Origin of the sequence: Brevibacillus nitrificans (genome assembly GCF_003710965.1) — a bacterium.
In the GTDB taxonomy this organism is placed as follows: Bacteria; Bacillota; Bacilli; order Brevibacillales; family Brevibacillaceae; genus Brevibacillus; species Brevibacillus centrosporus.
Genome location: NZ_RHHU01000003.1, coordinates 1,601,833 through 1,614,026, shown reverse-complemented (window position 1 = coordinate 1,614,026; position 12,194 = coordinate 1,601,833). Strand labels below are relative to the sequence as shown.

The 12,194-nt window shown below is 50.1% G+C and carries 10 protein-coding genes, 8 tRNA genes, 1 rRNA gene and 1 pseudogene; 16 read left to right on the top strand and 4 right to left on the bottom strand.

Annotation, left to right across the window (positions count from 1 at the left end; all coding sequences use genetic code 11):
• The 7 genes from EDM59_RS09640 to EDM59_RS09610 form a co-directional block, all read left to right on the top strand.
• Window positions 1-97: ribosomal RNA gene (locus EDM59_RS09640) — 23S ribosomal RNA — on the top strand; the annotation flags it as partial.
• Window positions 98-148: 51 nt separating this feature from the next.
• A tRNA-Ser gene (locus EDM59_RS09635) sits at window positions 149-239 on the top strand.
• An 11-nt stretch (window positions 240-250) separates the two neighbouring features.
• A tRNA-Met gene (locus EDM59_RS09630) sits at window positions 251-327 on the top strand.
• A gap of 1 nt (window position 328) precedes the next feature.
• A tRNA-Trp gene (locus tag EDM59_RS09625) sits at window positions 329-402 on the top strand.
• Window positions 403-423: 21 nt separating this feature from the next.
• Window positions 424-499: transfer RNA gene (locus tag EDM59_RS09620), tRNA-His, on the top strand.
• Window positions 500-505: 6 nt separating this feature from the next.
• Window positions 506-579: transfer RNA gene (locus EDM59_RS09615), tRNA-Cys, on the top strand.
• Window positions 580-584: 5 nt separating this feature from the next.
• A tRNA-Arg gene (locus tag EDM59_RS09610) sits at window positions 585-661 on the top strand.
• Between the two features lie 190 nt (window positions 662-851).
• Here EDM59_RS09610 and EDM59_RS09605 read toward each other — a convergent pair.
• Window positions 852-1,109, bottom strand: a complete 258-nt coding sequence (locus EDM59_RS09605) for a hypothetical protein (RefSeq protein WP_122923341.1) — start codon at window positions 1,107-1,109, stop codon at window positions 852-854.
• A gap of 350 nt (window positions 1,110-1,459) precedes the next feature.
• Between EDM59_RS09605 and EDM59_RS09600 the strand changes: the two genes are divergently transcribed.
• The 5 genes and pseudogenes from EDM59_RS09600 (at window position 1,460) to EDM59_RS09580 (ending at window position 5,733) form a co-directional block, all read left to right on the top strand.
• Window positions 1,460-1,544: transfer RNA gene (locus EDM59_RS09600), tRNA-Leu, on the top strand.
• Window positions 1,545-1,561: 17 nt separating this feature from the next.
• Window positions 1,562-1,638, top strand: a tRNA-Glu gene (locus EDM59_RS09595).
• 265 nt (window positions 1,639-1,903) lie between these two features.
• Window positions 1,904-3,142, top strand: coding sequence for a glycosyltransferase family 2 protein (locus tag EDM59_RS09590; RefSeq protein ID WP_122923340.1), 1,239 nt, complete (start codon window positions 1,904-1,906; stop codon window positions 3,140-3,142).
• Between the two features lie 172 nt (window positions 3,143-3,314).
• Complete coding sequence (gene mnmL, locus EDM59_RS09585; protein ID WP_122923339.1) at window positions 3,315-4,289, top strand: tRNA modification radical SAM protein MnmL/YtqA; 975 nt, start codon at window positions 3,315-3,317, stop codon at window positions 4,287-4,289.
• A 126-nt stretch (window positions 4,290-4,415) separates the two neighbouring features.
• Window positions 4,416-5,733, top strand: a pseudogene (locus EDM59_RS09580) (IS3 family transposase).
• Between the two features lie 67 nt (window positions 5,734-5,800).
• On the opposite strand, the gene EDM59_RS09575 reads toward EDM59_RS09580, so the two are convergent.
• Window positions 5,801-6,532 carry a glycerophosphodiester phosphodiesterase gene (locus EDM59_RS09575; RefSeq protein ID WP_122923338.1) on the bottom strand — a complete coding sequence of 244 codons (732 nt, stop codon included), beginning with the start codon at window positions 6,530-6,532 and terminating at the stop codon, window positions 5,801-5,803.
• A 104-nt stretch (window positions 6,533-6,636) separates the two neighbouring features.
• Window positions 6,637-6,717: a YjcZ family sporulation protein gene (locus EDM59_RS31750; RefSeq protein ID WP_092267931.1), complete on the bottom strand. Its 81-nt coding sequence runs from the start codon at window positions 6,715-6,717 to the stop codon at window positions 6,637-6,639.
• Between the two features lie 207 nt (window positions 6,718-6,924).
• Here EDM59_RS31750 and ablB point away from each other — a divergent pair, with 207 nt between their 5' ends.
• Window positions 6,925-7,770 (top strand): putative beta-lysine N-acetyltransferase, encoded by an 846-nt coding sequence (ablB, locus tag EDM59_RS09565; RefSeq protein ID WP_122923337.1) that lies wholly within the window; start codon window positions 6,925-6,927, stop codon window positions 7,768-7,770.
• Between the two features lie 5 nt (window positions 7,771-7,775).
• Here the strand turns inward: ablB and EDM59_RS09560 are convergent, their stop codons facing one another.
• Window positions 7,776-9,326, bottom strand: a complete 1,551-nt coding sequence (locus EDM59_RS09560) for a PucR family transcriptional regulator (RefSeq protein WP_122923336.1) — start codon at window positions 9,324-9,326, stop codon at window positions 7,776-7,778.
• Window positions 9,327-9,465: 139 nt separating this feature from the next.
• Between EDM59_RS09560 and EDM59_RS09555 the strand changes: the two genes are divergently transcribed.
• The 3 genes from EDM59_RS09555 to EDM59_RS09545 are packed head-to-tail and all read left to right on the top strand — an operon-like array spanning window position 9,466 to window position 12,186.
• Window positions 9,466-10,818: an aspartate aminotransferase family protein gene (locus EDM59_RS09555; protein ID WP_122923434.1), complete on the top strand. Its 1,353-nt coding sequence runs from the start codon at window positions 9,466-9,468 to the stop codon at window positions 10,816-10,818.
• 16 nt (window positions 10,819-10,834) lie between these two features.
• A complete protein-coding gene (locus EDM59_RS09550; RefSeq protein ID WP_122923335.1) occupies window positions 10,835-11,527 on the top strand; it encodes a 3-oxoacid CoA-transferase subunit A in 693 nt (230 codons plus the stop codon).
• Window positions 11,509-12,186 carry a 3-oxoacid CoA-transferase subunit B gene (locus EDM59_RS09545; protein ID WP_092267934.1) on the top strand — a complete coding sequence of 226 codons (678 nt, stop codon included), beginning with the start codon at window positions 11,509-11,511 and terminating at the stop codon, window positions 12,184-12,186. Before EDM59_RS09550 ends, EDM59_RS09545 begins: the two co-directional genes overlap by 19 nt.
• The last annotated feature ends 8 nt before the right edge of the window (window positions 12,187-12,194 follow it).

Here is a 12,194-nt window from a genome sequence, read left to right as displayed (position 1 = left end):
GTAAGACCCCTCATAGACGATGAGGTTGATAGGTTCGGTGTGGAAGCGTGGTAACACGTGGAGCTGACGAATACTAATCGGTCGAGGACTTATCCACACATCTTAGCAAACATGCAGTTCCAGTTTTGAAGGAACATATATCTATCGCGGAGAGTTACCCAAGAGGCCGAAGGGGACGGTTTGCTAAACCGTTAGTATGCGCAAGCGTAGCGAGGGTTCGAATCCCTCACTCTCCGCCATTTTCTATTTTGGCGGCGTAGCTCAGCTGGTTAGAGCGTTCGGTTCATACCCGAAAGGTCGGGGGTTCGATTCCCTCCACCGCTACCAAAGGGGCATAGTTTAAAGGTAGAACGAAGGTCTCCAAAACCTTTGGTGTGGGTTCGATTCCTACTGCCCCTGCCAGAAGACTTTAATCTTGCTATGGCGGTCGTGGCGAAGGGGTTAACGCACCGGATTGTGGCTCCGGCACTCGTGGGTTCAAGTCCCATCGATCGCCCCATGTTATGGGAGTATAGCCAAGTGGTAAGGCACGGGTCTGCAAAACCCTCATCCCCGGTTCAAATCCGGGTACTCCCTCCAATTCTGTCCCAGTAGCTCAGCTGGATAGAGCAACGGCCTTCTAAGCCGTCGGTCGGGAGTTCGAATCTCTCCTGGGACGCCATCGTGGCCTATTGGAAAAAGACGAAAAGACCTCCTGTGTACTCAAGGGAATTGCTTTGAGTGTAAAGGAGGCTTTTTTGTGTTCATTAAGAAAAATCCGGGCAAATGCGATCCCCGTATCTTATTCAAGCTTACAAATTCCAGTTAGATTCATACTTTTAGCCTAGCGGGTAAACAAGAGTGGGGCGTAATCAAACAAACGGGTTGTAGTAGTAGAGCCCGTGAAGGTACCGTTTCTCTGCCTTATTCATCGCGACCTCTTTGTGCTGCTCCAGTGAGGCTTTCAGCTTCTCCCAAAACTCTGGTGTAGCGTCACACAGGTCTACGTTCCATTCCTCACCTACCAGGCCACGGATTAACTGCCAATCATCGGGGTTCTCATATTCCTCCATGCCACCGCCTATCAGCCTGATATCATGCAAAAGCAGCTTTATATTTTCAGGTATCATGGCAATCTCCCATCGGATCATTTTTGAATGGACGCTTCGTTCCATGCTGTTTCGCTTTAGTATTTTCCTCGGAGCATAGAAAATATGTATGGAAAGAGTGGAAAGACTTGTAGGAAATATTGTCGATTGTGACGAATTTGTGGTATTTTCCGAAAGAGTTTCTTACCGATATCTGAAAAGTTTTCTACACGGTCAGACCTGTTTCGACTCGACATATAATAAGGAAGAATTGAGGCTGTGAAAACGGATTTTATTTGAATGAAAATGGGCGCCGAACAGTCAGAAAATCGTATTGACTTACGAAAACGGATTGTGTATACTCGAGAACGTGATTGGGGCTTAAAGGTTTTGCGGTCGTGGTGGAATTGGCAGACACACCATCTTGAGGGGGTGGCGGGGCGACCCATGCGAGTTCGAGTCTCGCCGACCGCACCATAAAGAATGGACAGATTGGCCCGTTGGTGAAGCGGTTTAACACAGCAGCCTTTCACGCTGTCATACAGGGGTTCGAATCCCCTACGGGTCACCATTTTTTTAGTCAGACTGAATAATCGAAGCCTTTTGTTACGAAGGCTTTTTTTTCTGCTCACTGTCGTGAGATGTCGAATAGAAAGAAAGAAACGTGGGAAAGGTGATAGCAGTGCCTTCTTTTTCCCACTTTTGGGTCATTGCTAATGAATCGCATTTGATGTACACTCCCAATTGAGAGAAAAACAATAGAGAAATGTTGGAAAAACAACACTACCTGAACGAAAAACTGACCCAATTTTGATTCAGGTCGAGGAGAAGAACCCATGAGTGTATTTAGAGAGATCATTGAGGGATTATTCATCGGATTTAGTACAACGGTAGGTGTAATCAGCACGTACCAAACACTGGTTTCCTGTGCAGGACTGTTCCGCAAAAAGGAGCAAGTCACACATGAACCGGAGAAAACCTTTGCGGTGCTGATCGCGGCACATAACGAGAGCGCCGTTATCGCACCACTGATTGAAAACCTGAAAAAGCTTGATTACCCGCGCGAGAAGTACGACATCTTCGTTATTTGTGACAACTGTACAGATAACACTGCGGAAATCAGCCGAGCTCATGGCGCGATTGCGTGCGAGCGATTTGACACATCGAAACGAGGAAAAGGCTTCGGGATTGAGTGGATGCTGGAAAATCTTTGGGCACGACCAGAGCAATACGATGCTGTCGTCATGTTTGACGCGGACAATCTGGTAGAGAAAAATTTCCTGCGCGTCATGAACGATCGTCTTTGCAAAGGGGCAAGAGTCATTCAAGGCTACCTCGATTCGAAAAACCCGTTCGATTCTTGGATTACCCTGTCTTACGCCGTGACCTACTGGTTCACCAACCGGATGTGGCAGCTGGCACGTCATAACCTTGGACTGCCGAACACATTGGGGGGGACAGGACTTTGCATCGAGAGCAGCCTGCTCAAGGAAATGGGCTGGGGTGCTACGAGCTTGACGGAAGACCTGGAGTTCGCCACACGCTGCATTGAACGCGGGATTTACCCGACATGGGCTCATGACACCAAGGTTTGGGATGAAAAGCCGATTGACCTGAAATCCTCCATGCGCCAACGTCTGCGTTGGATGCAAGGCCACTACGATGTCGCTGGACGCTACATTGGTTCCGTTTTGAAAAACGGGATTACCAAAGGACGTTTGGGTATGCTGGACGCTGCATTTTATTTGTTCCAGCCGATGTACGTATTGATTGTAACGTTCATGTCTTTGGTGTTCCTGGGTCGATTCTTTGAAATTGATATGTTGATGCCTGCTGCAAGCATTTTACCTAGCTGGTTAGTATATACCTCGACAGCGGTCTTCTATTTGCTGCCGTTCATGGCTCTATATCTGGAAAAAGTGCCTCTTAAGGGGTATCTGGGAATACTGTGTCTCCCGTTCTTTTTCCTCACCTGGCTCCCGATCATGTTTTACGCCTTCTTCACCAAGAAAAATCAGGTGTGGAGTCATACATCTCACAGTCGTGCGATTCGGATCGAGGAGATCCAGCAATAGCAGCTACACATGCAAAAACCACAGGGCAACCTGTGGTTTTCCTGTTTTACGGGGGTGGCAGTGGTTGCCTCCAGTTGGTATAATAATTGGATCGAGTACCGAATCGTTAAACAGGATGGACGTAAGAGAGTGGCGACTGAAAGCAGCTTCGCCACGAGGAGGGAATACAGCAATGACGCTCGCACCAAAGTGTTGCCATAACGAGTCTCCCTTGATGTGGGGAGATAAACGTTATCATACATGGAACTACCATTTGCGAAATACGTTTCACGAAAAAATCTTCAAGGTGCCGCTGGACGGCGGCTTCAGCTGTCCAAACCGAGATGGAAAGGTCGCGACTGGCGGCTGCACGTTTTGCAGTGCCAGAGGATCGGGAGACTTCGCAGGTGATCGCCGGATGGACCTGGAACGTCAATTTCATGATGTGAAGAATCGCATGCATGAAAAGTGGCCGAACGCCAAGTACCTCGGTTTCTTTCAAGCCTACACCAATACGTACGCGCCTGTGGCTGAGCTGCGCGAGATGTATGAAGTCATCCTCAGGCAGGAGGGGGTTGTAGGGCTATCGATTGCGACACGTCCTGACTGCTTGCCGGACGATGTGGTGGAATATTTGGCTGAATTAAACGAGCGGACGTATTTGTGGGTAGAGCTCGGCTTGCAAACCATTCACGAACATACTGCCCAGCTGATCAACCGTGCGCATGACTACGAGTGCTATCTGCAGGCCGTTGAGAAGCTCCGTAAGCACAACATCCGCATCTGCTCCCACATTATTTATGGACTGCCGGGAGAGACGCATGAAGAGATGATGCAGACGGCAAACGCAGTGGCGCATCTGGATGTGCAGGGAATCAAAATCCATCTGCTGCATCTTCTCCGCAAGACGCCGATGGTAAAGCAGTATGAAGCAGGACTCCTGGAGTTCCTGTCGCAAGAAGAATACACCAAGCTGGTCGTGGATTCGCTGGAGGTCTTGCCGCCAGAGATGATCGTGCACCGCATTACCGGCGATGGCCCTCCAGACCTGCTGATTGGTCCTATGTGGAGCCGAAAGAAATGGGAAGTCCTCAATGGCATCGATGCTGAGTTGAAAAATCGCAACTCGTGGCAAGGGAAATTTTTCGTTCCGCAAACGAACGGATGATAAAGCGACATAGCAAAAGGGAGCCCCGATGAAATAAAATGTACCCTATAGAGTAGACACGTTAAAAAAGTCTACCTATAGGGTACTTTTCTGTATAATTAAGAAAAAATCGGGGTTGGGGAAAGTATGAGCAAGAAGATATTTACGGAAAAAGAGATGAACCAACTAAAGCGAAATTCTCACATCAAATCAGTAAGTGCGAAGTCAATTACTTATACCGATGAATTTAAGCGTATTTTTATTGTTGAATACGAAAAAGGAAAATTTCCAAGACAGATCTTTGAGGAATATGGGTTTGATGTGGATGTAATTGGACCACAGAGAGTGAAGTCATCTGCAGATAGATGGCTTAACGCATACCGCGAAAACGGGTTGCTTGGGTTGCATGACAGTAGAACCGAAAACACTGGACGCCCTCGTGACAAGGAACTGACTCTAGAGGAAAAGTACGCTCGTTTAGAGGCTCAAAACAACTTATTAAAAGCCGAAAATGAACTGTTAAAAAAGATTCGTATAGCAGAAAGGGGGCTGAAGGAAAGCCCGTAGTCCTGCCTCCTGGCCAGAAATATATGCTTATCCGTTCCGTCATTGAAAAGTACCAGCTTAAACATATGGTGCGTTATCTTTGTGAAGTAGCAAGTGTGTCTCGTAGCGGTTATTATAATTATTTCTCGGCTAAGTCGCAGGAACAGAGAAAGAAAAAAGACCAGAAGGATGAAATCGCAAAAGAGATCATCTTAAAAGCCTTCCATTTTAAAGGGCGTAAGAAAGGGGCTCGTCAAATTAAAATGACCTTGGCGGGTCAATTTCAAGTTGTCTTCAATTTGAAGCGTATTCGGAGGATTATGAAGAAATTTGCCATCATTTGTCCCATTCGAAAGGCAAATCCATATAGACGAATGATGAAAGCCACACAGGAGCACCGAGTTGTACCCAACCTTTTAAACCGAAAATTTAAACAAAATATTCCTGGGAAAGTGCTTTTAACGGAGGCAAAGGTCAAAAAGCCTATCTATCCACGATAAAAGATGGTTCGACCAATGAGATCTTGGCCTACCATGTGTCAGACCGTATCACCATGGACTTAGCTACGGATACCCTTCTCAAATTAAAAAAGAATCGAAACTTTAAGAGGGCAAAAGATGCCATGATCCACTCCGACCAGGGAACGCATTATACTCACCCTGACTTTCAGAAATTGGTGAAGAAACTTACATTGTGCCAATCGATGTCAAGACGAGGGAACTGTTGGGATAACGCCCCTCAGGAGTCCTTTTTTGGTTATTTTAAAGACGAAGCCTCGATTAAGAAATGTACGAGTCTTGAAGAATTAAAACGTGAAATTAAGCATTACATGACGTACTACAATCACTATAGATACCAATGGAATTTAAAAAAGATGACCCCCGTTCAATACAGGGATCATCTACTGAGAGCTGCCTAGACTTTTTAAAAGTGTCCTTTACAAAGGGTACATTTTAAAAGGGGGGCTCCCTTTTTGTTACAGCTGGTTACGAACGGGCTCGCAGGATCTTTCGTGCTCGCCCGGGGTAATTGGTGATCAGGCCATCGACACCCATATCGAAGGCATCCTGGATGTCCTTGGAGCTGTTCACGGTCCATCCGAGAACAGTGAGGTCATGCTTGTGGGAATCCTTGACCAGCTGAGCGGATAGCTGATCCATGGGGACATGCAGCTGATCGGCAGCATAGCGCTTGGCGACTTCCCAGGGACGCGGGATCGGACCGACATACAGCAGCCCCGTCGTTTGAGCGGGATCCAGCTGTTTGATGCGCAGCAAGCTGTCGAAGTTAAATGAGGAGATGATGGTGCGGTCTGTCAGGTGATAACGTCGGATCTGCTCAATAACGAGCTCCTCCAGATGTGGCTGATCGGAGAGAAAGTTTTTCAGTTCAATGATAAAGTGGAGGGGCGTATCGGCAAAGGCATGAAAGACCTCGCGCAGCGTAGGAATCCTCGCGCGGGAATAACGGGAGGATGAGCCTCTGTCAGCACGAAATTGTCGAAGCTCTTGCAGAGTATGCCTGCGGACAAGACCACTGCCTGTAGTCGTGCGATCCAGTGTATGGTCGTGAATGACGACGAGTTTATCGTCACGGCTCAATTGCACATCCAGCTCGATGCCGTCAGCTCGACGCCGAACAGCCGCGTAAAAAGACTCCATGGTGTTTTCCGGAAAAAGGCCGGAAGCACCGCGGTGGGCGTAGATGAGGGGATTCACGTGAGCTTCCTCCTTTCAAAGGCAGACTTAAATCCACATACTACCATGATATGTAAAAAGCCCCTCGATACTACCGCGATGAGGGGCGCGACGTAAACAGCGAGCTATCCAATTGCGCTGAGCACGATCACCAGAAGGATGAATAGCACCAGTACCAGAGCGAAGTTGTTGTTTCCAATGCTCATGAAAATCCCCTCCTTCCCTGTCTTTGACTGTTCCTTCTATCATGCTATGAGCGGAAGGTACAAATGGCTCTCATCGAATACCTATCTCAAGACAATAGAAGAGGGAAATGATGCTCCGGCACCGAAGCAGGATTTTATACAGATTGGCAGATGACGCAGATTTTCCGTTTGCTACAATGGATAGAGAACGGAAAGGGGGAGTGCGTCATGGTAAATGTAGAGATCATGCTCGCCTCAGGAGATCTGGTCGTGGACCAGCAAAACCGGCGGGTGAAGCTGCACGTATATGACCCGAATCAGGTCGTGGAGCTTGATCAATGGATGAGAAAGCTAGCGCAAGAGACTGGGGCGACGAAGCTCATTGTCTACGGCAAAAAAGCAGATGTGGAAAAATGGACCGCTTTGGGGTACGCGCTGGAAGGTGTCATCGAAGGCTTTTTTCATGGAGAAAATGCACAAATGCTATCTAGCTTTCTGACGAAGGAGCGGGCCACTTCTGTCGCACCTGAGCTCGCGGAAGAAATCCTTGAACTTAGCCTTGGCAAGCAAGGCAGCGGCGAGGAGAAGGCACTGCCGGCAGGCTATTCCATGCGAGAAGCGGGTGAGGCGGACGCGGAGGAGCTTGCGAAGCTGTATGCACTCGTGTTTGCTACCTATCCGACACCGATGGATGACCCTGTCTATGTCCGTAAAACGATGGAGGAAGGGACTCGATACATGGTCGTCGAGTACGAGGGGAAAATCGCTTGTGCTGCATCAGCGGAAGTGAACGAGCGGATGGGCTCTGCCGAAATGACGGATTGCGCCACTCACCCGGATCACGGGGGAAAAGGACTCCTCCAAGCGTTGTTTGTTGCCCTGGAACGCAAAATGGAGGAATCCGGTATTTACTACTTGTATTCGCTTACCCGCGCGCAATCACCAGGGATGAATGTGACTGCCGCAAAAATGGGCTACACGTATCGCGGGAGATTAATCAACAACTGCACGATATTTTCCGGCTACGAAGATATGAATATTTGGGTGAAGCCACTCCGCCCATCCTGGGAGTAAGAAAGCTAGGGCTGCGCCTGTGAAGGATAGAGCTGTTGCTGGAGACTGCGCGCCATGAGAGCGAGCTGCAGCTGCCAGCGTTGATGCGCATCCTCCAGGTGATAGCCCGTTTTTTCTTCAATCTGGGTGAGGCGGTATTTCAGGGTGTGGCGATGAATATATAAGGCTTGGGACGTTTGAAGTCCGTTGCCGTTCTGCTGCAGGTACACGCTTAATGTCTCCAGCAGCTGCTGATTATGCTTGCTATCGTATCCGATCAGTGGTGCGAGCAAAGGCTTCCATAGCTGCTGCAAAGCCTCTTCACTGCGATGGTAAGGAAACAGAAACTGATAGCCTTGCATGTCACGGTAGCGCAAGATCCCCGGAGGTTTTGCGAGCAGCGGGTACGCCTGCAGGGCAAAGGTGGCTTCCTCAGCTGCAGTAGCTACGTCAGAGAGCTGCTGACGAGGGGTGCTCAAGGCTAAGTGGAGCGAATACTCATGGTGCAGCTGCTCCCAGCGTTGCGCAAATAGCTCCAAAACCTGCAGGCTCGCACGATTGTCGGGGAAAACGAACAGTAAATAATGGGGGCGCTCACGGAGCAGGTAGGAGCGCTGCTGACGATCACACAGCCTGCGCATCAGCATGATGGCACTTTGATGCAGTTCGTAGAGACCAGCATCGTCGCTCACATCTACTTTTAGAGCAGCGACCAAATGTCCACCAGCCAAAGGGTAGCCCAGCATCCGACAGCGGCTTTCCAATTCCGAATGGCTCATTTGCTTGCCATTTAACAACTCCTCTACAAAGTCCCCTTTTAACCGCCATTCCGTTGCAGAAACGGCTCGTTCTTTTACATATTCCAAAGCACAGAGGGTCGAGGCGTGCTGCAGTGCCACATCATCGAGCTCTTTCCATGCATGCAAAGGCTTGACCAGCGAAAGAGTGCCAAAATGCTCGCGATTGGCGCGGATCGGGATCGAGTGGGTGCTACCTTCTCCCGCGGCTTCTTCCCTTTGCTCAGTTGTTCCATGCTGAGTTACCTCAAAGCCCAAGGCATCAACCAGTGATACGACTCCTCCCGTGAGCGTTGCCAATTCGGCTGCGATGGCGGCTAATCCTCCCCGGGAGAGAGCGGCGTCAATCATGCGGTTGTGAATGGCTTGCGAATAAGCCAGAGTCTCGAACTGGCGGTTGATAATAGGCTGCAGGATGGCCTTTGTAATCGTCGAAAAATTGATTTCCGCCGGGATTTCAATGAGGGGCAGCTGCAGCTGGTCGGCCACCTCGATAAAGGCTGCCGGGATTTCTCGCAAATAAAATCCGGTATGAATCGCTACCCCGCTCAGCTTTTGGCTGGCAAGGGATGGGATGAAGGAAGAGAGACGCTCCGTGTTGTCAGCAAGCCCAAAGCCTGTCGTGATGAGAAACTCCCCTTCCTGCAGCCTTGTCGCGTCCTCCAGTACTTCTACTATCGTCACCCAGCGAATGGGGTTGTCCAATCCACCAGCGCCGGCGATCAATCTGGTCTGAACCATATCAGGCAATTGAAGGGCCTCCCGAATGGTAATGCTCATAGTGATCCCTCCGAAAAAGTTCTTTATACAAAATGTACAAAAGATTTTGTCTCTTTTCCATGTTTTTTTGCCAGCTCGTCGGATGGCGCTTGCGCTTCGGTCGGATAGGATGAAGGTAGAGAAAAGCGAGGTGGCGACAATGGAAAGAAGTTATGTCATTAAGCCTGAACTGGGAAAGACCTATCCGGTCATCTCTCATGGGAAAGGGATCTATCTCTACGATAAAGAGGGAAAACAATACATCGATGGATGCAGCGGTGCCGTTACAGCCCTCATCGGCCATGCGGTAGACGAAGTCGTGGATGCCATGTATGAGCAAGCCAAGAGCATTTCCTTCGCGTATCGCTCTCATTTCAGCAGTGATGCTGTTGAGCAGCTGGGGAAAAAGCTGGCGGAGTGGGCACCGGGCTCCCTCAACTGGACGTTCTTCGTCAGCAGTGGTTCTGAAGCGACGGAGACGGCACAAAAAATAGCAATTCAATATTGGCAGGAACAAGGCAATTTCACGAAAAACCGCATCATTTCCCGCTGGATGAGCTATCACGGAATCACGATGGGTGCCTTGTCGATGTCCGGGCATGTGCTGCGCCGCAAACGGTTTGTGCCATTGCTCGAAGACTACCCGGCGATCACGGGGCCGTACCCTTACCGTAAGCCAGAAGGACTCAGCCTGGAAGAATACGGGATGCAATGTGCGAACGAGCTGGAGACAGCCATCCTGCGCGTAGGACCCGAGCAGGTAGCCGCCTTCATCGCTGAGCCGGTTATCGGGGCGACTGCGGGTGCTGTGGTTCCTCCACCGGGGTACTTCCAGCGAATCCGTGAAATTTGTGATAAATACAACGTGCTGTTTATTGCCGATGAGGTCATGACAGGCATGGGACGCACAGGAAAAGCATTTGGGATAGATCACTGGGGCGTAGTGCCTGACATGATTACGATCGGAAAAGGTATGAGCGCAGGATATACGCCGATGGCCGCAACGATCGTGACAGAGGAGATCATTGAAGTCATCCAAAAAGGCAGCGCTTCCATCATGGCGGGACATACGTACAGCGCCAACCCACAGTCCGCAGCCGTATCTTTGGCTGTCCTGAACTATATTGAGAAGAACAATCTGATTGAGAAATCCGCCGAAAACGGTGCTTACCTGCTGCAACGCCTGCAAGGGCTCGCAGACGAGCTGCCTCTAGTCGGAGAGGCCCGCGGGTTGGGTATGCTGTGCGGACTCGAGTTTGTGAAAAACAAGCAGACCAAAGAGACGTTCGCCCTTTCTGAAAACGTGAGCGCGAAGGTAATTGCCAAAGCATTTGAAAAAGGCTTGCTGGTTTATCCGGCAGTTGGAGGAATTGACGGTGTAGCAGGTGATTCGGTCATTCTCGCACCGCCGATTACGATTACCCAAGAAGAAATTGATACACTGATCGGCATTTTAAAAGAGGCGATTGAAGCCGTTTCGCAAGAGCTGCAGCAAAAAGCATTGATCGGATAGAAGGGAGCGCGCATTCATGACTAATCGATTTGAAAAAGTGATTTCCATGGAGGAAGCGCTGACACATTTCCGCGATGGAATGACGCTCATGTCTGGCGGATTCGGTGGGGTGGGCAATCCACCCTCGCTGATCCAGGGCATTTTGGATAAAGGTGTCCGCGATATTACCCTCGTCAGCAATGACACAGCGTTTCCGCACATCGGCATCGGCAAGCTGGTAACAGAGAAGCGGGTCAAAAAGGTGATCGCATCTCACATCGGGTCGAATCCAAATGCGGGCGCCCAGATGACAGCAGGCGAGCTCGAGGTGGAATTTTGCCCTCAGGGTATCCTGGCAGAGCGCGTGCGGGCAGGTGGTGTCGGTTTGGGCGGGATCTTGTCCGATGTCGGAATCGGCACAATCGCGGAAAAGGGAAAGCAAAAGGTCGTCGTGGGAGACAAGGAGTACTTGCTGGAGACGCCGCTCACCGCGGAAGTATCGATCATTCACGCCAAAAAAGCAGATCGCTACGGGAATCTTGTTTATGATACTAGCGCACGAAACTTCAACCCGCTGGTGGCGATGGCAGGAGACATTACGATCGTGGAAGCAGATGAAATCGTCGAGATCGGCGAGCTGTCGCCGGAGGAGATCGTAACACCAGGCGTATTCGTCAACTTTATCGTGCAAAGTGAAGGGGTGAACTGGCAATGGGCGTGGGAGAAGTAAAAGAGACCGAGAGCTACCGAGAGCGGATTGCCCGGCGTGCAGCGTTGGAAGTCGAGGATGGCATGATCATCAACCTCGGTATCGGCATCCCGACGCTGGTTGCTGATTTTATCCCGGCTGATGTGCGCGTGATGTTTCACGCAGAGAACGGCATTTTAGGTACGGGACCTAGCCCAGTAAAGGGTGAGGAAAACCCGATGCTGTGCAATGCTGGCGGATTTCCGGTCACGCTGGCGACTGGAGCTTCCTTTTTTGACAGCGCTACGGCGTTTGCGATCATCCGACGTGGGCTGCTCGATATGACGATCCTCGGAGTATTAGAGGTAAGCCAGAGCGGCGATATCGCCAACTGGATCGTCCCAGGCAAACGCGTTCCTGGTATGGGGGGAGCGATGGAACTGGCACAAAAGGCGAAGAAAGTCATGGTCGTCACTACCCATCTGGATAAAAACGGACGCTCCAAGATCGTCAGGGAGTGCTCGCTGCCACTGACCGCTCGTGGCGCAGCCGATTGGATCATCACCGACATGGCGGTCATGGAGGTCAAGTCAGACGGTCTCTATCTGCGCGAGGTGATGTATCCGTACTGCGTAGCGGATGTGATCGGGGCGACAGAAGCAGAACTGAAAATCGAGGGCGAAGTAGCCGTTTTTCGTTAACGAGATTT